This is a genomic window from Litoreibacter meonggei, assembly GCF_003663885.1.
GTDB classification, from domain to species: Bacteria; Pseudomonadota; Alphaproteobacteria; order Rhodobacterales; family Rhodobacteraceae; genus Litoreibacter; species Litoreibacter meonggei.
Genome location: NZ_RCCE01000003.1, coordinates 417562 through 440706, shown reverse-complemented (window position 1 = coordinate 440706; position 23145 = coordinate 417562). Strand labels below are relative to the sequence as shown.

At 57.1% G+C, this 23145-nt stretch carries 24 protein-coding genes; 11 read left to right on the top strand and 13 right to left on the bottom strand.

Going from position 1 to position 23145, the window contains the following annotated elements; all coding sequences use genetic code 11:
- Positions 1-61: 61 nt before the first annotated feature.
- On the bottom strand, positions 62-1108 hold the full coding sequence (gene mutY / locus BCF46_RS10625; RefSeq protein ID WP_281272091.1) for an A/G-specific adenine glycosylase: 1047 nt from the start codon (positions 1106-1108) through the stop codon (positions 62-64).
- A 170-nt stretch (positions 1109-1278) separates the two neighbouring features.
- Between mutY and BCF46_RS10620 the strand changes: the two genes are divergently transcribed.
- Together BCF46_RS10620 and BCF46_RS10615 are read left to right on the top strand one after the other, a co-directional pair.
- Complete coding sequence (locus tag BCF46_RS10620; RefSeq protein ID WP_121024520.1) at positions 1279-1746, top strand: DUF721 domain-containing protein; 468 nt, start codon at positions 1279-1281, stop codon at positions 1744-1746.
- Positions 1747-1762: 16 nt separating this feature from the next.
- A complete protein-coding gene (locus tag BCF46_RS10615; RefSeq protein ID WP_121024009.1) occupies positions 1763-2416 on the top strand; it encodes a DsbA family protein in 654 nt (217 codons plus the stop codon).
- 3 nt (positions 2417-2419) lie between these two features.
- On the opposite strand, the gene lpxK is transcribed toward BCF46_RS10615, so the two are convergent.
- The 5 genes from lpxK to BCF46_RS10590 all read right to left on the bottom strand — a co-directional run bounded on the left by lpxK (position 2420) and on the right by BCF46_RS10590 (position 7149).
- Positions 2420-3397: a tetraacyldisaccharide 4'-kinase gene (gene lpxK / locus BCF46_RS10610; protein WP_121024006.1), complete on the bottom strand. Its 978-nt coding sequence runs from the start codon at positions 3395-3397 to the stop codon at positions 2420-2422.
- Positions 3397-4689 (bottom strand): 3-deoxy-D-manno-octulosonic acid transferase, encoded by a 1293-nt coding sequence (locus BCF46_RS10605; RefSeq protein ID WP_121024004.1) that lies wholly within the window; start codon positions 4687-4689, stop codon positions 3397-3399. The genes lpxK and BCF46_RS10605 overlap by 1 nt, the downstream gene beginning before the upstream one ends.
- A gap of 21 nt (positions 4690-4710) precedes the next feature.
- Entirely contained in the window at positions 4711-4956 is a 246-nt protein-coding gene (locus BCF46_RS10600; protein ID WP_121024002.1) for a DUF4170 domain-containing protein, read from the bottom strand.
- 71 nt (positions 4957-5027) lie between these two features.
- Positions 5028-5816: a 3'(2'),5'-bisphosphate nucleotidase CysQ gene (locus tag BCF46_RS10595; RefSeq protein WP_121024000.1), complete on the bottom strand. Its 789-nt coding sequence runs from the start codon at positions 5814-5816 to the stop codon at positions 5028-5030.
- Positions 5803-7149, bottom strand: a complete 1347-nt coding sequence (locus BCF46_RS10590; RefSeq protein ID WP_121023998.1) for a TldD/PmbA family protein — start codon at positions 7147-7149, stop codon at positions 5803-5805. Before BCF46_RS10590 ends, BCF46_RS10595 begins: the two co-directional genes overlap by 14 nt.
- A gap of 128 nt (positions 7150-7277) precedes the next feature.
- On the opposite strand from BCF46_RS10590, the gene BCF46_RS10585 reads away from it, so the two are divergent.
- The 4 genes from BCF46_RS10585 to BCF46_RS10570 all read left to right on the top strand — a co-directional run bounded on the left by BCF46_RS10585 (position 7278) and on the right by BCF46_RS10570 (position 11250).
- Positions 7278-8033: an SDR family oxidoreductase gene (locus BCF46_RS10585; protein ID WP_121023996.1), complete on the top strand. Its 756-nt coding sequence runs from the start codon at positions 7278-7280 to the stop codon at positions 8031-8033.
- Positions 8030-8641: an enoyl-CoA hydratase/isomerase family protein gene (locus tag BCF46_RS10580; protein WP_121023994.1), complete on the top strand. Its 612-nt coding sequence runs from the start codon at positions 8030-8032 to the stop codon at positions 8639-8641. The genes BCF46_RS10585 and BCF46_RS10580 overlap by 4 nt, the downstream gene beginning before the upstream one ends.
- A gap of 114 nt (positions 8642-8755) precedes the next feature.
- Positions 8756-10066, top strand: a complete 1311-nt coding sequence (locus BCF46_RS10575) for a mechanosensitive ion channel family protein (protein ID WP_121023992.1) — start codon at positions 8756-8758, stop codon at positions 10064-10066.
- Positions 10063-11250, top strand: a complete 1188-nt coding sequence (locus tag BCF46_RS10570) for a TIGR03862 family flavoprotein (protein ID WP_121023990.1) — start codon at positions 10063-10065, stop codon at positions 11248-11250. The genes BCF46_RS10575 and BCF46_RS10570 overlap by 4 nt, the downstream gene beginning before the upstream one ends.
- Before the next feature lie 19 nt (positions 11251-11269).
- On the opposite strand, the gene BCF46_RS10565 is transcribed toward BCF46_RS10570, so the two are convergent.
- The 5 genes from BCF46_RS10565 to BCF46_RS10545 all read right to left on the bottom strand — a co-directional run bounded on the left by BCF46_RS10565 (position 11270) and on the right by BCF46_RS10545 (position 16496).
- Positions 11270-11857: a glutathione S-transferase family protein gene (locus BCF46_RS10565; protein WP_121023988.1), complete on the bottom strand. Its 588-nt coding sequence runs from the start codon at positions 11855-11857 to the stop codon at positions 11270-11272.
- A 10-nt stretch (positions 11858-11867) separates the two neighbouring features.
- Entirely contained in the window at positions 11868-12890 is a 1023-nt protein-coding gene (gene holA / locus BCF46_RS10560) for a DNA polymerase III subunit delta (RefSeq protein ID WP_121023986.1), read from the bottom strand.
- A gap of 1 nt (position 12891) precedes the next feature.
- Positions 12892-13374, bottom strand: a complete 483-nt coding sequence (gene lptE / locus BCF46_RS10555; RefSeq protein ID WP_121023984.1) for an LPS assembly lipoprotein LptE — start codon at positions 13372-13374, stop codon at positions 12892-12894.
- Complete coding sequence (gene leuS / locus BCF46_RS10550) at positions 13361-15892, bottom strand: leucine--tRNA ligase (protein ID WP_121023982.1); 2532 nt, start codon at positions 15890-15892, stop codon at positions 13361-13363. Before leuS ends, lptE begins: the two co-directional genes overlap by 14 nt.
- 82 nt (positions 15893-15974) lie before the next feature.
- Positions 15975-16496 (bottom strand): DUF3576 domain-containing protein, encoded by a 522-nt coding sequence (locus BCF46_RS10545; RefSeq protein ID WP_121023980.1) that lies wholly within the window; start codon positions 16494-16496, stop codon positions 15975-15977.
- A 254-nt stretch (positions 16497-16750) separates the two neighbouring features.
- On the opposite strand from BCF46_RS10545, the gene BCF46_RS10540 reads away from it, so the two are divergent.
- From BCF46_RS10540 to BCF46_RS10530, 3 genes are all read left to right on the top strand, one after another.
- Positions 16751-17737, top strand: coding sequence for a porin (locus tag BCF46_RS10540; protein ID WP_121023978.1), 987 nt, complete (start codon positions 16751-16753; stop codon positions 17735-17737).
- Between the two features lie 197 nt (positions 17738-17934).
- Entirely contained in the window at positions 17935-18918 is a 984-nt protein-coding gene (locus tag BCF46_RS10535) for a porin (protein WP_121023976.1), read from the top strand.
- A gap of 104 nt (positions 18919-19022) precedes the next feature.
- Positions 19023-19682 (top strand): YggS family pyridoxal phosphate-dependent enzyme, encoded by a 660-nt coding sequence (locus BCF46_RS10530; protein ID WP_121023974.1) that lies wholly within the window; start codon positions 19023-19025, stop codon positions 19680-19682.
- Here the strand turns inward: BCF46_RS10530 and BCF46_RS10525 are convergent.
- Entirely contained in the window at positions 19672-20169 is a 498-nt protein-coding gene (locus BCF46_RS10525) for a L,D-transpeptidase family protein (protein WP_121023972.1), read from the bottom strand. The genes BCF46_RS10530 and BCF46_RS10525 overlap by 11 nt on opposite strands.
- Entirely contained in the window at positions 20166-21245 is a 1080-nt protein-coding gene (gene ribA, locus BCF46_RS10520; protein ID WP_121023970.1) for a GTP cyclohydrolase II, read from the bottom strand. Before ribA ends, BCF46_RS10525 begins: the two co-directional genes overlap by 4 nt.
- 163 nt (positions 21246-21408) lie before the next feature.
- On the opposite strand from ribA, the gene BCF46_RS10515 reads away from it, so the two are divergent.
- Positions 21409-22095, top strand: a complete 687-nt coding sequence (locus BCF46_RS10515; protein ID WP_121023968.1) for a response regulator transcription factor — start codon at positions 21409-21411, stop codon at positions 22093-22095.
- A gap of 244 nt (positions 22096-22339) precedes the next feature.
- On the top strand, positions 22340-23128 hold the full coding sequence (locus BCF46_RS10510; RefSeq protein WP_121023966.1) for an exodeoxyribonuclease III: 789 nt from the start codon (positions 22340-22342) through the stop codon (positions 23126-23128).
- Positions 23129-23145: the final 17 nt, after the last annotated feature.

Below are 23145 nucleotides of genomic sequence, written 5' to 3'. Positions count from 1 at the left end.
ATATACCTGTTTCGACTCTGGTTTGGTTAGATTGTACCTTGTTAACGGGAGGCACTCAATTCTACTCGAAGCGATGTTTCGCAACGTCAAATACCTTGCGCATAACAGTTGGAAGATCGGAGGGGCGGAAAGCATGATGCGGGACAAATTTCCCAATGTCAGGGTCTATATCTGCGCGCGCGGTCATAACCTCGAGGATCAGATGGAAGTGGGTGAATGTATGGCGGACCTCCATTCCGGCAGCCTCCCATCCTGTTGATACTGGCGGCGCAGCAACGGGGGCTTCCGACCAGTCCGACCCCGGCCATCCCAACATTCCGCCAAGTAGACCCTTTTCAGGACGCGTTTCCAACAACCAGTCGCCGTTCGAGTTGCGTAATACATAGGCGATCCCGCGACGGGTTGGTTTGGCTTTCTTGGCCAGCTTGCGTGGAAGCTCTGGCGCGATGCCTGTGGCGTGCCCTTCGCAGCCGTCCCGCCAAGGACATATTCCACATACAGGGTTTTTGGGGGTGCAGATCGTGGCTCCCAAATCCATTACCGCCTGTGCGTAATCGCCGGCCCTTTTGAGCGGTGTTAGAGCCTGCGCCAAAGCCATCAACTCGGGCTTGGCTGTAGGCAGTGGCGTTTCGATAGCGTGGATACGTGCCATCACGCGCTCTACGTTTCCGTCCAACACTGTTTCGGGAAGATCAAATGCAATCGCTGAAATTGCAGCGGAGGTATAAGGCCCAATACCAGGGAGCGTTTGCAGGCTGTCACGATCGCTTGGGAATACGCCCATATATTCTGCCGCCACCACACGCGCGCATTTGAGCAAGTTGCGCGCGCGCGCGTAGTAGCCAAGACCTGCCCACGCGGCCATGACATCGGCATCCTCAGCGGCGGCGAGATCTTGAACCGTTGGCCAAAGGGTGGTGAATTTCAGGAAATAGTCCTTCACTGCGGCTACGGTTGTCTGCTGTAGCATTACCTCGCTTAGCCAGATGCGATAGGGATCGGGCATGATACCCTGCGCGCGATCTTGCGGCGAAACGCGCCACGGCATCTGCCGTGCGTGCTGATCGTACCACGCAAGGAGGGCGTCGGAAGTTGGGTCTTCACGCAAAGTTTATTCCCCTATTGGATCGCTTTTGTCTGACACCGCGAAGGTGAGGCGTTAGGTTATGGGCGCAACCTAAGGCAAAAAACGTGACTCGCAAGCAGACGCCATATTCCGCGCCCAGCACAAAGGGTCGCCCGACCCACCGTCGGCGCGGCTCGAAAGGGTTTTCGGCGATGTCCGGGTTTCTCGACGGGCAAATCCGTCGGGCGGGAGAGAAGCGCGGCTTTGCCGTTATGCGCCTTTTGACCCACTGGAATGAAATTGTCGGCGACGACACTGCCCGCATGGCCCATCCGGTGGACGTCGGCTATGGTCGCGAAGGATTTGGCGCGACCCTGACCGTGCTGTGCACGGGCTCCAGCGCGCCGCTAGTACAGCAGATGCTTCCGCAAATTCGCGAGAAGGTGAATGCCTGCTATGGGTACTCCGCCATCAGCCGCGTTCGGGTGACACAAACCGCGCCTGTCGGGTTCAGCGAGGGGCAGATGTCGTTCGATACGGCCCCTAAGCAGAAAGCGCCTCCCGCGCCCCACGTGATTTCCGCCAGTAAAGAACTAGCTAGCGATGTAGAAAGCGACGGCCTGCGCCGCGCATTGGAACAACTTGGCCAAAATGTTATGGCCCGCAAAACGAACACCTGAGAAGGAACATAAGCAGATGAACCGCAATATCCTGATTGCCATAGTTGGCGTCCTCGCCATCGGCCTTGGCGCTTTCGTGCTAACGGGGAATAGCCCTGAGCCGGTGACGCCTTTGAACGCACAGACGGCGAGTACCAGTGACGTAGACACCTCTGGCGTCAAGGAAATGGTCATCGGTGACGTCGACGCCCCAATCACGTTGATTGAATACGCGTCCTTCACCTGTCCGCACTGCGCGACCTTCCACAAAAACGTCTTCAAGCAACTGAAGAAAGACTACGTCGACACTGGCAAAGTAAAGTTCGTGTTTCGTGAGGTCTATTTCGACCGTTATGGCCTTTGGGCAGGCATGGTTGCGCGTTGCGGTGACGGCATGCGCTATTTCGGGATCACTGATCTGATTTTCGAGAACCAACGCGACTGGGCGCAGGGCGAACCTGCCCAGATCGCGGGCAATCTTCGTAAGTTTGGCAAGCAAGCGGGCCTTGACGACGCAACGCTTGATGCTTGTATGACCGATGGCGACAAAGCGGCGGCATTGACCGCCGTCTACCAAAAGAACGCAGAAGCGGATGGCATCCGTTCCACGCCGTCGCTGGTTATCAACGGCAAGCTCCATGAAAACATGAGCTATGATGATCTGAAAAAGATCCTCGACGCCGAGCTGTAATATCTAGAACAACTTGGTCAGCGCGGCGTCAAGCGCTGACCAATTCTCGATTTCCAACCGGACCGGCACAGCCAGAACCTTGGCACGGAATTCGTCGGGCAAGCGCGTTGCGTCTTTTTCGGTTGTAACCAACTGGGCCCCAAGAAGCATCGCCTCATGCTCCAGCCTAACCATCAGCGCTTGCGATAGGGGTTGATGGTCTTCAAGGGCCTCGGACTTTACGATATCCGCTCCCAGCTCTTGCACTGTCGCAAAGAATTTTTGCGGGTGACCAATGCCCGCAAAAGCGAGAACACGGCTCCCTTGCCAATCCATGCCAGATTGCAGCGGGGTTAAGCGGCCTGTTAGATGCGGACAGGGTGGCGTTCCCCATGCCTCCAAAAAACGACTTTGCGCCTTTTTAGGGCCTATACTCAGCAGCAAATCGGCACGGGCAAGGCCTGTGGCGATGGGTTCCCGTAAAGGGCCTGCGGGGATGACCTTCCCATTACCAAATCCGCGCGCGGCATCAACGACGACCACAGACAGATCTTTGTGTAGCGCCGGGTCTTGGAATCCGTCATCCAGAATGATGGCGTCAGCCCCGTTTTGAACGGCCAGTTCCGCGCCATCAACACGGTTAGGTGAAACCCATGTCGGCGCGAAAGCCGCCAGTAGCAGTGGCTCGTCGCCAACGTCGGCTGCTTTGTGTGCGCGTTCGTCGACCCGAACAACAGACGTCACCGAGCCGCCGTATCCGCGCGATACGATATGCGGGGTGTGACCCATGGCTTGCAGCCGTTGGGTAAGCGCAATGACAGTCGGTGTTTTTCCTGTCCCGCCAGCGTTAATGTTGCCGATGCAGATTACCGGTACACTCTGCTTCGACGGTTGTCCTTGAGCCAAACGACGTGCCGTGCCGGCGGCGTAGAGTGCCCCCAGCGGCGACAATAGTGTGGACCATAATCCAGGCGGTCGGTGCCAAAATCGGGGAGGCTGCATCAGTCCCCCTTTGCGACGCGGTCAAGGGCGGCGTTGATTTCGACGAAGGCGGTTTCCGCGGCTTGCGCACCTTGGCTGCTGATTTCCCAAGCTGCATGAGCCATTGCGGCGGACCTGTGGGGTTCCAGCAACTCAATCACAGCGTCGCCCAGACTACGGGAGTCATTGACCAGCCGTGCGCCGCCCGATTCATCGAGGCGCTCATAAATGTCTTTCGCATTCTCAATATGTGGGCCGTGCAGAATTGCAGAGCCCAACGCGGCGGGCTCGTAGGGGTTGTGCCCCCCAATCTCGACCAGCGACCCACCAAGGAAGTTAAGCGGGGCAATTCGGTACCAGAGGCCCATCTCACCAAGCGTATCTGCAATATAGATATCGATTACGGCATCAGGCTGCACCCCTTCGGAGCGCAGGGCCACGCGCCAACCGGACTTGCGCAACATTTCGGCAATCTCTGGCCCTCGCTCTGGATGTCTAGGGGCGATGATAAGCAGCAGCCGCGGGGCGGTGCGGCGGGCAATGCGCTGCGCTTCCGCCGCAATTTCATCCTCTCCAGGATGGGTGGACGCCGCGAGCCAGACCGGGCGCGTTTCTAAAGCAGCGGAGATCGCCTCACGCTCTTTTTCGTCGTGCGGCAGCGCACCGCTGCTTTCTTTGAGAGAACCGTTAATGCGCACCCGATCGGATGGGATGCCAAGGCGTTGTAGGTGCTTCGCTGTAATCCTGTCTTGCGCCAGAAACAGATTGAACTTTCCAAGCAGCGCGCTCGCGGCGCCGCGAAACCAAAGCCATTTCTTGTAGGAGTCGTGTGACATGCGGGTATTGAGGGAAATCATCGCGATCCCGCGGGCGCTGGTCTCATGGATGAGTGAGGGCCAAAACTCGCTTTCTGTCCACACCGCAACGTCAGGCTTCCAGTGGTCGAGAAATGTTCTGACATACTCACGGGCATCTAATGGGACAAATTGGTGAATTGTCTGGTCAGGAAGTCGCGATTCCAACAGGTCAGCCGAGCTGCGCGTGCCAGTCGTGATAAGGACGTTTAGATCGGGTCGCTCGTCGATGAGCGACTCTATGAGGTCCAGTACTGAAAGCGATTCACCGACCGACGCCGCATGAAACCAAACGAGCTCTCCACGAGGGCGTGGTTGCGAGGCAATACCACGCCGCTCGTTGATGCGGTCAGGGTCTTCTTTCCCTTCGGCCAAACGGGATTCCAGTTTGCGATTGGCAAGCGGAACCATCCAGCGAGAGGCCGTCAGATAAAGTGCCAGCATTGGGGAAAATGCCATCGCGAGACCTACGCAGTTGCGTTAGCTGTCGAGTTCTTCGGTCGGTGACGCCTCGACCTTTTCGTCGCGCAGGCGGTGGATATGCGCGATGAAGTACCGCATATGCGCATTGTCTACAGTTTTCTGCGCCTCTGACTTCCACGCGTCGTAGGCGGTGGCATAGTCAGGATACATTCCTACGATATGGATGTCGTCGACGTCTTTGAACGCGTTTTTGGTTGGATCGACAAGCTCGCCGCCAAAGACGAGGTGCAGGCGCTGGGTCATAGGAAAGGCTCCGGTGTTGCTATGGTTTGCGCCGACAATAGGCCATGGGTCAGGGTTGCGACAGGGGCTTATTACTGCTCTGGCTGGCGAATGCGGGCTTGCAATGCCTTATGCATCGGTGGACCGGCTGCATGGCAACCTTTGGTCTTGGGATGTGGGTTGTTAAATGCAAGCGGACTGTCATGGCGGTCGGTGACGGTTCCACCTGCCTGCCGCACGATAAGGTCGCCTGCTGCGATGTCCCATTCCCAACAGTCGCGCAACGTTAGCATCGCGTCGTAGCGGCCCTGTGCGACTAAGCAAAGGCGGTACGCTAGCGACGGCCGGAACTTGCGTTGCACAGCGGGAACACCACCAATCCAGTGTTCTGGTCGCATGTTCGGTTTGGTCGCGAGGAGGGTCGCGCCATCCAGATCTAGCTGTGCTGACGTAGTTATTTTTGCACCGTTTAGGGTCGATTTACCGGCTTCGGTTGCCGCGAAAAGCATGTCCAACATCGGGACATACACCACTGCGGTCGTCACCCGTCCATTCTCTGCGATAGCGAGTGAGTGGGAGAAATGCCGCTCACCCGCGATAAAGGCACGAGTGCCGTCAATCGGGTCGACGATGAAAACCCGCTCTCGCGACAACCGTGCGCTATCGTCCTCAGTTTCCTCGGACAGCCATCCGTAAGTTGCTCGGGCAGCTAGCAAGTCGGTTCTCAGCATATCATCGATGGCTAAGTCGGCCTCGGTCACAGGTCCGGCATTCCCCGGCTTGTCCCAAACCTCTGGCGACGCGTTGAAGTGCTTTCGCGCGATATCGCCGCTTGCGTAGGCCGCGTCGATTAGCAGCTGTAAATCATCAGTCGCCGGCAAGGGTCAATCCTTCGACCAGAAGGCTTGGAACAACACGCGATAGATGTGTTCGGGCGTCGTTGGCGGGTTGAATGCGGGGAAGCACATCCAACAAGTTTCCAGCAACCGTGCATTCGTTGATGGCATATTGCGGCTCGCCGTTCTCTACCCAGATACCGGAGGCCCCGCGTGAATAGTCACCGGTGTTGGGGTTGATCGTGGAGCCAATCATCGAGGTGATCCAGAGTCCGGTCCCCATCTCCTTCATCAACTCCTGCAAGCTACGATCCCCTTGCGTAAGCGCAATGTTAGAGACTGTTGGGCTAGGCGGCCCCGACGTTCCGCGCGATGCAGAAGCGGTGCTTTCCATACCCAGCTTGCGGGCGTTGGCAAGGTCGAGCGTCCATCCCTGAAGCACCCCGTCACGCACGATGTCGCGTTGTTTGGTGGCAAGGCCCTCGCCGTCAAATGGTTTAGAGCCGGAGATGCGCGGCCGGTGCGGGTTCTCGGTGATCGACAGGCCGGCAGGAAGGATTTGCTCTCCGAGCTTGCCGGCCAACCAAGAGGAGCCGCGTGCGATCATCGATCCGTTTGACGCCGCTAGCAGGTGTCCGACTAACGAGGACGCGATGCGCTCGTCGAAGATTACAGGGTAAGACCCGGTTTTCGGGCGGCGCGCACCCGCACGCGCTAGCGTGCGTTCTGCGGCAATGCGACCGACTTCCTCTGCGCCGGGCAACTCACTTTGAAAAATCCGGCTTTCGCCATAGTAGTCTCGCTCCATAGCGCTGCCCTCACCGGCAATAGCTACGCAAGACAGACTGCGGCTTGATCGCTGGTAGCCACCGGAAAAGCCGTTGGACGTGGCAAGGTGGATGCGTCGTTGTCCATAACCCGCAGAAGCGGATTGCACCTGACTGATACCGTCATGTGCCAAGGCCGTCGCCTCGGCCCGCTTGGCGTCGTCTTCCAACTCTGCCGCCTTGGGTTCAGGGGTGGTGTCGTAAAGTTCTAGCGTGCCCACGTCCCAATCGTTGGCCAACTGCGTCGGGTCTGCCAGACCGATATACGGGTCTTCGGGGGCTTCGTTGGCCATCGCGACTGCACGCTCGGCCATCGTGGTTAAAGTCGCATCATCAAAAAGCGACGAGGACACGACTGCTTGCCGTTGCCCAATCAAGACGCGCAGGCCGATGTCGACGCCTTCGGATCGCTCGGCATGTTCCAGCTTTCCATCTAGCACGTCGATGGAAACGGACGTGCCATCAACCGCCATCGCGTCAGCGCTCTCGGCACCAGCTTTGCGGGCGGCTTCAAGCATGCGGTCGGTTAGGGCGGACAGATCTTGGGACATAGGTGGCTCCGGTGGTGTATGGTTGGAGGTAGTCTCATGGATCGCCGCTTGCAAGGCGACTTGGGTAACGACTGCTTGCAACTGTTATAGCGCACGGGTCACATAGAGCGAAAGTTGATGGAGTAGTCATGGTTGATCTTACGGGGAAAACTGCGCTGATAACGGGTGCAAGCAGGGGTATCGGGGCTGATACTGCACGTGCCATGGCAGCGGCCGGGGCGCAGGTTGTTCTGCTCGCCCGCAGCGTTCGTGATCTGGAGGTTCTGGCGGCTGAAATAGGGGCGCAAGCAATTGTCTGCACGTCTGATGTTGCTAACTACGACCACTGGACCAAGGCTGTGAGCGTAGCGCTGGAGCAAACTGGCCGTATCGACATTCTGGTCAACAATGCTGGCCTGATCGACCCTATAGCGCGTCTGGAAGATAGCGACCCAGAGGAATGGGGCAGACTCATAGATGTGAATTTGAAAGGTGTCTATTATGGCGTAAGAGCCACCTTGCCGACGATGATCGCCAAAGGGTATGGCACGATCTTGAACATCAGTTCTGGCGCTGCGCACGGCCCCTTGGAAGGGTGGAGCGCCTATTGCTCATCCAAGGCCGGAGCGGCCATGCTGACGCGCTGCATCCACAAAGAGCATAGCCATGCGGGTATCCGCGTCATGGGGCTTTCCCCGGGGACGGTCGCGACTGACATGCAAGTCAAGATAAAAGCCAGCGGTATTAACCCGGTCAGCGAGTTGGACCCGTCCGTCCATATTCCAGCCGATTGGCCCGCGAAGGCGCTACTCTGGATGTGCGGGGCCGATGCCGACGCGCATCTGGGCGAGGAAATTTCGCTGCGAAACGAGGATATCCGCAATCAGTTGGGCCTTGGCGAATGATTGAGCTTCGTAAGGACGACGCGATCTGGATTATCAAGATCAACCGGCCGGACAAGGCGAATTCGCTGACACGCGGTATGCTGGAAGACTTGGCAGTCTCGGTCGAAACAGCGGCAGGGCAGGCGCAAGCCATTGTTCTGACAGGCGAAGGCAAAGTGTTCAGTGCCGGCGCTGATCTGGAGGCCGCTAAGGCCGGTTTGGCCACCGATCCGATTTGGGAACGTCTATCAAAGGCAATCGCCGATTTTCCCGGCCTCAGCATTGCGGCGTTAAACGGCACCCTGGCTGGCGGAGCCACGGGTATGGCGTTGGCTTGCGATCTGCGCATTTGTGTCCCAACGGCGAAATTTTTCTATCCGGTAATGAAACTTGGCTTTCTTCCGCAACCTTCTGATCCGCCGCGTCTAAGTGCACTCGTTGGTCCAGCAAGGGCCAAGATGATCTTGATGGCGGGCCAGAAGATTGAGGCAAAAGAGGCTCTGCAATGGGGTTTGATCGACCGCATAGTAGAAGCCGACGATCTAATTGATGCCGCAAAGTCGTTGGCGGACGATGTCGTGGCAGCCACGCCAGCGCATGCGGCTAGGATCAAGGCGATGCTTGGCTAGGCGCACCGCGCGATGACTTCCCAACTAAGGCATCGCGTCTTCGTAGGGCTTCCTTTGCTGTTGGTGACCGACTAGAGATTACCCAACAAGGTGCGACGACCAGAGGTGCATGCGATGGAAAACAATCCATTTATTCAGAAGATGCTAGGCTATGGCGAACAGGGCTGGGAGCTGGCGCTGAGTTGGCTTACGAGTCCGGCCGCCTGGTCCCAGTTCGCACTGCTGGTTGCCGCGTTCGGACTGGCGTGGCTTCTAAGCCGACGTTTGAACAAAATGCTGCGTGCGCTTTTAACACCTGCAGAAGAGTCCCAAGGCATCATCACAACGGCACGACGCTTTGTTCTTCGGTTCCTGCCGCTCATGCTGCCACTGTTGGCCTACGTCTTTACCGCCGTAGGCGAGCAGGTCGTCCGGTCGCTATTCGATAGTGGCGCGGTCATCGCGTTCGGAAAGCGTGTATTTCTGTTTCTTGCAGCGCGAATCCTTGTGCAGCGGATCATCACTGATCCGTTCCTGAAACTACTTGGTAAATTCATCCTGATCCCGATAGCGGCGCTATATGCGCTGGGTCTGTTGGATACCGCTACGGTGGCGCTCACGGAGTTCCAGGTTGGAATCGGGAACATCCGCTTCTCGCTCATGGCGCTGGTACGGGGGCTGATTGCTGGCTCGCTGTTGTTCTGGCTAGGGCGTTGGTCAAACGACCAAAGCGCGGCGATGATCGGAAACCAGAAAGAGCTGCGCCCTGCGACGCGGCAACTTGCGGTGAAAGCCGTCGAGATCATGATCTTTGGCGCCGCGTTCCTGCTGTTGATGAACATCATGGGGATCAGCCTCGGCAGTCTTGCCGTGTTGGGCGGTGCTATCGGTGTTGGTCTTGGTTTTGGCCTGCAAAAGATCGCCTCCAACTTCATATCGGGCGTCATCTTGCTACTGGAAGGCCAAGCCACCGTGGGCGACTTCGTAGAGCTTGACGGAGGTGAAGCCGGCACCATCGTAAAGATGACTGCTCGGGCGATCATCCTGGAGACCTACGACGGTAGATGGATTGTCGTGCCCAACGAAGATTTCATTGTCACCCGTGTCGTCAACTATTCAGATCAAGGATCGGCTAACCGGTATGAGGCGGAATTTTCTGTATCTTATGATACCGATATCAATACCGTCCCCGCGATTGTCGAGGCCGCGGTGCAGGCGCACCCAGACGTATTGCTGGAGCCATACCCCGCCGATTGCGAGCTGCGTGGGTTTGGCGATAGCGGGATAGATTTTTCGGTGGAGTTCTGGGTGAACGGAATTGACGACGGGCGGCATAAATACACATCTGATGTGTTGTTCCGCATCTGGAACGCGCTGAAAGACAACGGAATTCAGATCCCTTATCCGCACCGTGTCATCGAGTTCAAAGGCGAGATGCCCAAGTGAGCGATGCACTTGTCATCGGCGCCGGGCCTGCGGGCCTGATGGCAGCCGAGATGCTGGCGGATGCAGGTCGTTCAGTGACCGTTGCCGAACAAAAGCCCTCGGTTGGACGCAAGTTTCTTATGGCTGGTAAGTCGGGACTAAATTTGACCAAAGATGAACCCGAAGCTGAATTCTTCAGTACATTCAAAGCCGACTGGTTGCTGCCCGCGCTTAGAGAGTTCGGACCGGTAGACGTCATGGCTTGGGCCGAAGATTTGGAGCAACAGATTTTTACCGGCTCAAGTGGGCGGGTTTTTCCAAAAGCAATGAAGGCCTCGCCCCTTTTGCGGGCGTGGTTGGCGCGCTTGGCTGAAAAAGATGTAAGTTTCCAAACGCGGTGGCGGTGGACAGGCTGGAAGGGCAACGCTTCGATTTTCATGACGCCTAACGGGCCGATCGAAGTTGAGCCAACGGTGACTGTCCTTGCAATGGGCGGCGCGTCATGGCGCAAGCTTGGATCAGACGGAGCATGGGCCGAGCAGTTCAACAGTTCCGATCTGCAACCTTTCAAACCTGCCAATATGGGGTTTGTGGTGGACTGGTCGACCCATATGGATGACCACTTGGGAACGCCCTTGAAGAATATTGCATTTAGCGCGGGTGGTGCTCCGATACGCGGCGAGGCGGTTATATCTTCCAAAGGGCTGGAGGGAGGCGGCGTATATGCCGTGTCCGGGGCGGTGCGCGATGGCGCTGAGCTGAAGATAGATCTTTTGCCTGATTTAAGTATCGCTGACGTTGAGAAACGCCTTAGGCGCAGACGCGGGAAAAACAGCTGGTCAAATCATCTGCGCAAGAACCTGAAACTGGAGCCAGTCAAGCTGGCTCTGTTACAAGAGTTCGCACGACCGCTGCCGGATGATCCAACCGATATGGCGGCTTTGATCAAGGCGCTTCCGGTTCCACACAAAGGGCCGCGTCCAATAGACGAGGCGATCTCGACGGCAGGCGGATTGGCGTCGGAAGCGGTCAACAAGACTCTAATGCTGCGCGCGCGTCCTAGTGTTTTTGCCGCTGGCGAGATGCTGGATTGGGAAGCGCCAACGGGCGGCTACCTGATAACTGGTTGTCTGGCGACAGGCCGCTGGGCAGGGAACGCTGCAGCTGCGTACGCGTCGCGCCCGTCGGCGAACAAGATCTCGTAGGTGCCAAAACTAAGCCCGCTTAGTCAGCGCGCGCAGCTATATAGGCAGGCCGCGCGTGTACGGTTTTGAGATATTCTCTCAAACGAGATTGTGAGATGCCAAACTTCGCGCCAATCGCCCAATCGAGACAATGCGTCAGTACGATATCCGCGATGGTAAACTCTTCACCCATCAGGAACGGCCCGTCACCCATTTGAGCGACCAGCACCGCTTCAGAGCGGGCAAATTCCCATTTCAGAGATTCTTTGACTTCGGGTACGCGCTTTTCCTCCGGCAAAATAAAACTGTGCCGGGCGGCAGTCCAGAGTACGGCGTCAAGCTCGTCGAGGATCAGATGCGTAAACCCATCCTGACGTGCACGGCCTAGCGTGCCAGCTTTACATGTTATCCCACTATGTTTGTCAGCGAGATATGTGATGATCGCAGTGCTATCAGTCAGTGTAGCGCCGTCGACGATCAATGCAGGAACTTTGCCGGAGGGGTTGTGCTCCATCGCCTCGTCGGAACGGGGGGGAGCCTGCCGTTGCGTGTAAGGCAATCCCAGCTCTTCTAGTGCCCACTTTACGCGGAAGGTGCGCGTTTTGGTCAATCCGATCAGCGTATACATGGGGGCTTCCTCATCTTCGGTTCATCATTGCAAGGCGGATCAGCGCCCGTTCCATAAGCGCCATTTGTGGTGCTGTACTAGCTGACCTGAGCTGCAAATCTGTATCTGTCAGAAGCCGAAGGGCGTTTTCGAGCTTGTAGGTGCCCCAAGCGCGGGCCTGCCGGAGCATCCGGTCCTTGCGCTTATATGGTACGGGCGGGCGGGCGCGAGCGATGCCGGCGTCTGGCCCTTTTGGGTCGCTTGCTGCCAAGTGTAGCTTGCGGAAATGCTGCGTCGCCCCGATGCACAAGCGCACGGCGGCAACACCCTGCGCCTCCAGCTTGGTCAGGATCGGACCGATTTCCTGAAACCGTCCCTCCGCCACGATATCCAGCGCATCATCAAGCGATGCCTCGGACGTAGCGGGGGCGCAGTTTGCGATGTCGTCGGACGTAACGGGCGTGGCGTCACCATGCTTATAAAGGGACAGCTTTTCGACGGTTTGACGGAAATCACCCGGCTCGAGAACACGGCCTAGGTCCATCAAATCACCCATCGCATCGGGTGGAATGTCGGTTACACCTGCCTTGCGAAGCTCTGCTTCAATTTCATCGCGGCCAGGTGGATCGGCATAGATTGCTGCCGCATAGGCGTTGTTGTGGCCCTCAAACATCTTGCGCAAGGCAGAGCGGGGGGTGAGCTGCCCGCATGTCACGAGGATGGTAGCATCGCCTTGCCGCCAATCCTTCAACGCCGCGTCGATGGCTTTGGCGACCGTATCAGTGGCGTCCTCTACAAAAGCCACACGCGCACCGGGAAAAAAGCCCTGCGCCTTGATTGCGTCCATCAACATTGCCGGGTCTTTGCGCAAATCCGAAGACGGGATGCGCGTCAGGCGCATTTCCGCTTCGCCCTGAGGGCCAACTAGGGCTGCGATAACTTCCTGACGGCGCATAGCGATGCGCATGGCATCGGGGCCATAGATCAAAAGGCCGGCGCGGGTCGGGTCGGGTTTGGCGAAGAACGCGCGGGCGTCTTTCGGGGCCAGTTTCATGTCAGAACTTGCCGGAGTTGATCAGCAGATCGGTGGTGATTTTATCGGCAAGCGCGGTCATCAGCCGTTCGCTGGCGTCGCGCTTTGCTGCAAGTGTCGCGACCGGTTGGGCGGATGCAGAATACGCCGTGAACGTGTTCACGGTGCCTTTGTAGACCTGTTCGTCCGAACCCAGATTGCGCAACACGTAGACGGCAGTTCCCAAGACATTGTACCGCGTAATGTCGTTGGAGCCGGAAATGGCGAGCCCCTTCTCTTCGACCTTAAGCGTCACGCTCATGCCGTAGACAGGTGCTTGCGCGCGGCCCAACCGCTGTTCCAACTGAGCGACCAGATTGAAGCTGTCTAGCGTGGTCGGCTCGTCCACAAGAATAGAACCGCGCAGGCCTTCTGCACTACCGCCTGTGCCATAGACAGGCTCGAACCCGCACGCGGCGAGGGCTGGCAGAGCAAGAAGCAGGAAACGGCGGTTAAATGACGACATTGATGATCCGGCCCGGCACCACGATAAGTTTCTTGGGCTCGCGACCTTCGAGAGCCTTGATGACAGCATCATGCGCCAGCGCCAGCTTTTCAACCTCTTCCTTGGAGGCGTCCGCACTCACGTCGATTTCACCACGACGTTTGCCGTTGATCTGGATTGGCATGGTGATGGTGTCTTGGACCAATAGTGCCTCGTCGGCGACGGGCCATGGGGCGTTGGCGATCAGGCCTTCGCCGCCCAGATGAGACCAGATTTCTTCCGACAGGTGCGGCGTCATAGGGGACATGAGCTGCGCAAACACTTTGACCGCCTTGCGTTTCGCGCCCGAACCGGCCTTGGACTTCGAGATCGCGTTGGCGAATTCGTAGAGCTTGGCCACGGACTTGTTGAACCCGAAGGTCTCGATGCCCAAAGTGACTTCACGGATGGCTTGCGCGCTGGCCCGCTCCAGATCAAGGTCGCTGTCATCGCCGTCTTCCAATTCAGCAGCCAAGCGCCAGACGCGGCCAAGGAACTTCCACGCGGCTTCTGCACCAGACGCGGTCCATTCCACGTCCCGTTCGGGAGGTGAGTCGGACAACACGAACCACCGCGCGGTATCCGCGCCGTATTGGTCGATAATGTCGACGGGATCGACGACGTTCTTCTTGGATTTGGACATCTTGGCGGAGGGGATGACTTCCACAGCTTCATCCGTTGCACGCAAGGTGGCGTTCGCTTCGTCCACATCTTCGGGCAGGTGATAGATGGGTCGTCCGTTGTCGTCGCGAGTTTGGTAGATAGCGTGCGTCACCATGCCTTGCGTAAACAATGCATCGAACGGCTCCTTTGCCGACGCGGGCAAATGCCCCGTCTCATTCATCGCGCGGGCAAAGAAGCGGGAATAGAGCAGGTGCAAAATCGCGTGCTCGATGCCGCCGATATACTGATCGACGTTCATCCAGTACTCCGCGTCCGCCATATCGGTCGGCGTGCTCGCGTGGGGCGAGGTGAAGCGCGCGTAATACCACGACGAGTCCACGAACGTGTCCATCGTGTCGGTTTCACGCTTGGCGGCTTTGCCACAAGACGGGCAGGGCGTGTTGCGCCATGTCGGGTGGCGGTCGAGCGGGTTGCCGGGGATGTCGAAAGTGACATCATCGGGCAACTCAATCGGCAGGTTCTCTTTCTTCTCGGGCACCACACCACAGTCGTCGCAATGCACGACGGGGATCGGGCAACCCCAGTAGCGTTGGCGCGACAGGCCCCAATCGCGCAGGCGATACTGGGTGACGCCCTTGCCCCAACCAGCGGCCTCAACGAAGTCGATGGTGGCGTTCACCGCGTCTTCGCCTGTGGCAACATCAAGGCCCGCAAAATGGTCGACCCATTTCACCTTCTCGGTTTTCAGCGGTACGAAGGCTTCTGTCTCCACGGGCTTCGCGTCATCGATTGCAAAGAAGGTGTCGATCACCGGCAAGTCATACTTGCGGCAGAAGTCCAGATCGCGCTGGTCATGCGCAGGGCAGGCGAAGATCGCGCCGGTGCCGTAGTCCATCAGGATGAAGTTCGCGACCCAGACGGGCAATTCCCAGTCGGGGTTCAGCGGGTGCTTCACCTTTATACCAGTGTCAAAGCCTAGCTTTTCGCCCGTTTCCAAAGCTTCCGCCGTGGTGCCACCCTTGCGACACTCTGCAATGAATTCGGCGGCTTTTGGATCGGAGGCTTCCAGTTCCTTAGCCAGCGGGTGATCCGGGGAGATGCCTACAAAGCTGGCGCCCATCAACGTGTCAGGACGAGTTGTGTAAACTTCAATCGCATCGCCACCGTCTGTGCGCTCAAACCCGAACTGCAGGCCGCGTGACTTGCCGATCCAGTTGGCCTGCATCAGCTTCACTTTGTCCGGCCAGTTATCTAGCCCGTCCAACGCGCCCAGCAATTCCTCGGACCAATCGCTGATCTTGAAGAACCATTGCGTCAACTCGCGTCGCTCCACCGGTGCATCGGAGCGCCAGCCCTTGCCGTCAATCACCTGCTCGTTGGCCAGAACGGTCATATCGACCGGATCCCAGTTCACCGTGGCGTTCTTGCGGTAGACCAAGTCCTTTTCCATGAAATCGAGGAACAGCGCCTGCTGCTGGCCGTAGTATTCCGGATCGCATGTGGCAAATTCGCGGGTCCAGTCGATGGACAGGCCCAGCGGCTTCATCTGGTCGCGCATCGCGGCGATGTTGCCGTAAGTCCATTCCTTGGGGTGACCGCCGATTGCCATTGCTGCGTTTTCCGCAGGCATGCCAAAAGCGTCCCAACCCATCGGGTGAAGCACGCTAAACCCGCATGACGCCTTATACCGCGCGATCACGTCACCCATGGTGTAGTTGCGCACATGCCCGATATGGATGCGGCCCGACGGGTAGGGGAACATCTCCAACACGTAGTATTTCTCGCGGGATTCATCACGGGTGGCTAGGAAGGTTTGGGCGTCATCCCAAGCTTTTTGCCATTTTGGTTCGACTGTGCGGGCGTTGTAGCGGGACATTTGGTCTTCCTAGGATACGAAAAGCGCCGGGCGATGAGGCCCGGCGCATGTAATAGGGATGCCGCTGGACTTGGTCCAGAGGCTAGAGTTTGCCGTCAGCAATGCGAAGCTGGCGGGCGCGAGTCAGGATCGCATCCTCGACCGCGCGGGCGGTTTGCGTAGAAACGGCACTGCCGCCAGCGCCTTGCAGCGACACGCGCAAAGAGCGGGCGTCAAGCGCGGGGTCGGTAATAAAGACAGTCGCACGATACGCGCGGCCACCGCCTTGCGGTCGGCCATAGCCTAGCGCGATCGTGCCGGTGAACGGGTCGGCGGCTTCAACCGGCATGAAGTTCAACACATCCAAAGAGGCCTTCCAAAGGTATTTGTTCACCTTCAACGTGACGTTGGGATCGTCATTGTTGGTAAACAGGTCGGCCAACCGGCTGCCCTTCTTCACCGCATTCGAGCGGGCGGCACTGTCATAATCGCGGGAGAAGCCGTTAGCGTCATTTTCGCGACGCTCATTCTTGCCTTTGCCGAAGATGCCGCTACCGCCGCAGGCTGACAATGACAGGACTAGGGTACAGGTTGCTGTCCATTTAAGGATACGGGTGCTCACCATTGATAAATGCTCTCGGCCTGTTGTTTTCCCTGTCATATCGGACGCTGCCATATGGAACAAGAAAGAATAGCTAAACGGTCACATTGGCCAAAAATGGGACTGTGGCGCTGTTGCATCAATCGGTGTGGTAAACTTTTCCTTTGAGCGCGGCGGCTTGAATTGCGAGGCCGTCCGTAAGAAACAGACTGGGACTCAGTTCGGATTCCCTGAATTGAGGTGCACCTAAGTATTAATGAAACCTTCGAGGGAAAACGATGAAAAACATTCTCTTCGCATCCACCGCATTGGTCGCCTTCGGCGGCGCAGCGGCAGCAGATGTAGCTCTTTCCGGCCGTGCCGAAATGGGTATCTTCAAAAACAACGCTGCGTTCCAGGCTGCCAAAGGCAACCCTGTTACTGAAGTTGGCGCTCAATTCTTCACCGACATCGACGTGACATTCACCATGTCCGGCGAAACCGACAACGGCCTGACCTTCGGCGCGTCCGTTGATCTGGACGAAGGCGGCAACCAAGCTGCAACGAAAAACAACTCCGACGATGGCGGCGCAACGATCTTCATCTCCGGCGGCTTCGGCACCGTGACGATGGGCGACACAGACGGCGCTCTGGACTGGGCTTTGACTGATGCCGGTAACGTTGGCAACCCAGGTTCCCTGGCTGACGACGAAACCACACACGCTGGCTACAACGGCGCGTATCTTGATGGCGGCAACGATGGCCAAATCCTGCGTTGGGATTACACATCGGGCGCCTTCGGTGTTGCAGTCTCCTTGGAAGACGACAACGGCTCGAACGCTGTAAACACCGGCATCGGTTATGCGATCGGTTTCAAATACGCTCTGGACCTGTCCGGCACGACTGTAAACTTCGGTTTGGGTCACCAGCGCGCAGCTGACGGCGCTCCTGGCACCGCGACTGACGCAAAAGCAACCGGTGTTTCCGTGTCCGCTACTTTCGCTAACGGCCTGGCCGCTGGCATCGAGTACACAGACATGACCAACTCGGTCTTCGACAAGCACATCGGTGTTGGCCTTGGCTACACAACCGGCGCGTTCTCGATCCACGCCAACTACGGCAAGTATGACGGCGTTGTCGCCGCCAACGACCAAAAAGGCTACGGCTTGGCTGCTGCTTACGACCTGGGCGGCGGTGCAGTTGTGCACTTCGGTTACGGTTCCGGCAAAGTCGGCGCTGGCGTAAGCCAAAAATCCATGTCCTTGGGTCTGGGCCTGAGCTTCTAAGCTCACCCACCAAGCGACTATCTTAGAAAGGCGGGCCAGCAGGCCCGCCTTTTTTCGTTCGTAAATATGTTGCAAAAAAGCGCCGAATTCGCCTTACAATTTTTCTGCCACTTTTGCCCGGCGGCGTTTTCTCTTATCCAAGGTAAGGAAATATACGTGCCGAATCTTTGGCACACTAACTTAAGAGGCATATTGTCATGAAAAAGATCCTTATCGCATCCACCGCGCTGGTTTCCACAGCTGGTCTGGCTGCAGCAGATGTTGCTCTGTCCGGTCGCGCCGAAATGGGCGTATACCAGTACAACGCCGCATTCGCAGCCGCTAAGGGCGCAGCAAACCCTGGTGACCCACAATTCTTCACCGACATCGACGTGACATTCACCATGTCCGGCGAAACTGACAACGGCCTGACCTTCGGCGCGTCCGTTGATCTGGACGAAGGCGGCAACCAAGCTGCAACGAAGAACAACTCCGACGATGGCGGCGCAACGATCTTCATCTCCGGCGGCTTCGGCACCGTGACGATGGGCGACACAGACGGCGCTCTGGACTGGGCTTTGACTGATGCCGGTAACGTTGGCAACCCAGGTTCCATCGCTGACGACGAAACCACACACGCTGGCTACAACGGCGCGTATCTTGATGGCGGCAACGATGGCCAAATCCTGCGTTGGGATTACACATCGGGCGCTTGGGGCGTTGCAGTCTCCTTGGAAGACGACAACGGTTCGAACGCTGTAAACACCGGCATCGGTTATGCGATCGGTTTCAAATACGCTCTGGACCTGTCCGGCACGACTGTAAACTTCGGTTTGGGTCACCAGCGCGCAGCTGACGGCGCTCCTGGCACCGCGACTGACGCAAAAGCAACCGGTGTTTCCGTGTCCGCTACTTTCGCTAACGGCCTGGCCGCTGGCATCGAGTACACAGACATGACCAACTCGGTCTTCGACAAGCACATCGGTGTTGGTGTTGGTTACACAACCGGCGCGATCTCGGTCCACGCCAACTACGGCAAGTATGACGGCGTTGTCGCTGCCAACGACCAAAAAGGCTTCGGCTTGGCTGCAGCTTACGACCTAGGCGGCGGTGCAGTTGCTCACTTCGGTTACGGTTCCGGCAAAGTCGGCGCTGGCCCAACACAAAAATCGGCTTCGATCGGTCTTGGCCTGAGCTTCTAAGCTCTACCAAACCTACTGATTTAGAGAGAGCGGGCTTAGGCCCGCTCTTTTCTTTTGTGCAGGTCTATGTTGGATAAGGGCGTGCCAACTTCCGGGAGCTGTCCATGTCGCTATCAGATATTCGAAACCGCATCGCAGCAGAAGAAGAACGTGCCGGTCGGCCACGTGGCAGCACCGGTTTGATCGCAGTTTCCAAGGTTCAACCAAATGACCGTGTCGAGGAGGTGCTTGAGCAAGGTCATCGGATATTCGGCGAGAACCGCGTGCAGGAGGCCGCAAGCAAATGGCCAGAGTTTCGCAGCAAGTATGATGGTGTAGAGCTTCACCTTTTGGGTCCGCTCCAAACCAATAAGACGCGACAAGCGGTGGAACTGTTCGATTATTTCCATACACTTGATCGGCTAAAGCTCGCCAAACGGATAGCTGCGATAAGGGACGAGCTGGGGCGTTGTCCCAAGCTGTTCATTCAAGTGAACACGGGAAAAGAAGATCAGAAAGCGGGTGTCTTGCCCGAAGAAACCGATAGCTTCATCGCAGCGTGTCAGAAGCTCGACCTACCAGTGATTGGCCTGATGTGCATCCCGCCGGTCGACGAAGACCCGTCCGTGCATTTTGCACTGCTAAGAAAACTGGCCGAGCGCAACGGACTGCCAGAGTTAAGCATGGGCATGAGTGGCGACTTCGAGCAGGCCATCGCGCAAGGTGCTACCTACGTGCGTGTGGGATCTGCGATCTTTGGAGAGCGTGTCCCGACTAAGGCCTGACAACCACGCGGGTGCCGAGATTTACCCTTTGTGCGATCCACAGCAAATCTCCGGGTGAAAAGGCTACACAACCTTCGGTGGGATGTCGCGGTTTGCGCCAGCGGTGAATGAAAATTGCCGATCCCAAACCGGGAACCGACACCGGGTAATTCCAGTCCGTCAAAAGAATCAGATCATAGAGTGGATCAGCGCGTCGCAACGCCTCATGACTCGGGGCATACGGCGCCCGCACCAATTGGTTATAGTCGGCGGCGGTTGGATCATCGGACCAAAGGTCTGCGGGGCCAATTGGTCGGGCCCACGTCGTTGGTGCTTCCAATCGATCAGGGCGATAAAGCATACCTGCTATCCGAAGCACACCGGCAGGCGTCGCACCGTCTCCTTCGCGTTTGTCGCTTGAGAGACCGCCCTTGCCAATGCTGCAAGAAAAAAGCCTTCCCATGAAACGTGTAGCCCAACGGGTTACAACCAAGTCATCCGTGGTCACAAAAGATGTCCCGATTTCGCGGCCTTGGTGGCGAGGTAGTCGGCGTTATGGCGGGTTTCGCCAACCTTCAAGGGTACACGCTTGACTACTTCCAGACCATTGGCCTCTAGCATCGCAAGTTTGGCGGGATTGTTGGTCAGAAGCTTGATCTTGCTAAATCCCATAGATTTCAAAATTCCAGCACCGATCCTAAAGTCGCGTTCGTCATCTTCAAATCCAAGCCGGTGGTTGGCCTCGACGGTGTCGAATCCTTGATCCTGCAGTGAATAGGCGCGCATTTTGTTTGCGAGTCCGATGCCGCGGCCCTCTTGGTTTAGATAGAGCAACACACCTTGCCCTTCCGCCCCCATCTGAGCGAGAGCCCCGCGAAGCTGCGGCCCACAATCGCATTTAAGGGATCCAAGGAGGTCGCCGGTAAAACATGCAGAATGTAGCCGCGTTAACACTGGTGCTGATCGCGATGGTTGGCCGATCTCGATCGCATAATGCTCTTCTCCGCCGTCTTCAGGGCGAAAAACATGCAAACGTCCTGCTTCGCTGACCTCCAACGGGAGACGGGCGCTAACCAAAGGGTGAAGCGGGCTAGGTGTCGCAGAAATACGGGCCAATGCATCTGCATCAAGCGCCGTTAGACAGTGGCGCGCCGCATATTCAAACGGGGAGTCCAGCGGCGTCATGACAACAGCGGGCAACAACCGTGCGTCTTTGGTCAGCTGAATTGCTAGGCGCGCGTCATCGGCGGATCCATCACGCAGTGTTTGAAGCGGCCCTTTCATTGGGGCGTTCAAATCATCAGCGGGGTCGGCAATAGCGACAATCCAATCCACCGGTGCGTCCGTTGGAACGATGATTCGAGCAAGGTCAGTATCATAGGCACGGGCCTTCAGCGTACGCGCACGCCAGTCCGTAATAGCCAACACAAGGGGCATTCCAGAGATTTGCAGCGCCTTCAGACGCCCTTCTCCAAGGGTCTCTGCTGCAAGCACGAGAGATGATCCAATGACCACTGGAACGCCCATTCGTAGGTCAGCACGGGCGCGGGCGGCTAGCTCAATTGTGTCAGGTGCCAGTGTCATGGGGCTCATTCTTGTAACATTGTCAGCCCACTTCTACTCCAAACGAAAGAAAGTTGAAACAAAACACCCCCATTGCGACACGAGGCTGTGAATAACGGGCCCGTGAGTTGTTTACTTTGGTGGCAGGGCACATCTTGTACTCAACAAAAGAGGACATTGAACAATGACGACACTCAAAAAAATCCTGCTTGTTGATGATGACGAGGACTTGCGTGAGGCACTGTCCGAGCAATTGATCATGACAGAAGATTTCGACGTGTTTGAAGCCGGAAATGGCGCCGACGCGATGCTGAAGGCAAAAGAGGCGATCTACGATCTTGTCGTTCTTGATGTCGGTTTGCCAGACACAGACGGGCGTGAACTTTGTCGCTTGATGCGTAAACAAGGCGTGAAATGCCCTATATTGATGCTCACGGGGCATGACAGCGACTCAGATACTATTTTGGGCCTTGATGCCGGCGCCAACGACTATGTCTCCAAGCCGTTTAAGTTTCCTGTTCTGCTGGCCCGCATCCGCGCCCAATTGCGCCAGCACGAACAGTCCGAAGATGCAGTGTTCCAGCTTGGGCCATACACGTTCAAACCTTCTATGAAGATGTTGATTACCGAGGATGAGAAGAAAATCCGTCTGACTGAAAAAGAGACGAATATTCTGAAATTTCTCTACCGCTCGACCGATGGCGTGGTGGCGCGTGATGTCCTGTTGCACGAAGTGTGGGGCTATAACGCCGGTGTGACAACGCACACACTTGAGACACATATTTACCGCCTTCGTCAGAAAATAGAACCAGATCCGTCAAATGCGCGCCTTCTTGTGACCGAATCTGGAGGCTATAAACTGAATTCGTGAGGTTTGACCTCAATCAAAGCTCCCCTGACCGCAACGGGGTTATGTTGCGGTATTCTCCCTGTTGGACTGGCCCGAGCTTTATGCTCGGGCTTTTTTTTGGATGTGCACGCTGATGTATCCTGCAAGGTGAGGGACTGGCACGACGCATGGTATGGCTGATTGCGGAATTGGCTTTCTTCGTTTCCTTGTGGTGCTGGCGCAAGCGTCGGACTAACCTTGCAACAGGTCACATCGGAGAAAACTCATGTCATTCACTCTCGCTACTTGGAACATCAACTCGGTTCGGTTGCGAGAGGAGTTGGTTCTAAAACTACTCCGCGAGGAAGCGCCTGACGTGTTGTGCCTGCAGGAATGCAAAAGTCCCGTGGACAATATCCCGCTCGAAGGGCTGCACGCAATTGGCTATTCCCACATGGTTGCACGCGGCCAGAAGGGGTATAACGGTGTGGCAATTATCTCGCGCTTGCCAATTGTTGAAGCTGGTGCCGAGGACTACGCTTCGTTGGGCCATGCCCGCCATGTCGCCGCACGGCTTGAGAATGGCGTGACCATCCACAACCATTACATCCCGGCGGGCGGTGATGTGCCGGACCGTGACATCAACGAGAAGTTTGGCAACAAACTCGACTACCTGACCGAGCTGCGCGACGCCTTTCATGCGGATAAGCCAACCAAGTCAATTCTCGTCGGGGATTTGAATATCGCACCTCGTGAGGATGACGTTTGGTCCCACAAGCAGCTACTAAAGGTGGTGAGCCATACCCCGATCGAGGTTGAACATTTCAACGAGGTGATGGACGCAGGCGGCTGGTCTGACGTGACCCGTAACGATATTCCGGAGGGGCAGCTTTATTCGTGGTGGTCCTACCGCGCCAAAGACTGGGATGCCGCTGACAAAGGCCGCCGGCTGGATCATGTTTGGGCAACCTCTGACATTGCGTCGTCCGGCCATTCCTCACGGGTTGTGCGGCACGTGCGGGGCTGGGAAAAACCCTCTGATCACGCGCCAGTTTTCGCGACATTTGATCTTTGAGCAAAGAGCGCACATAT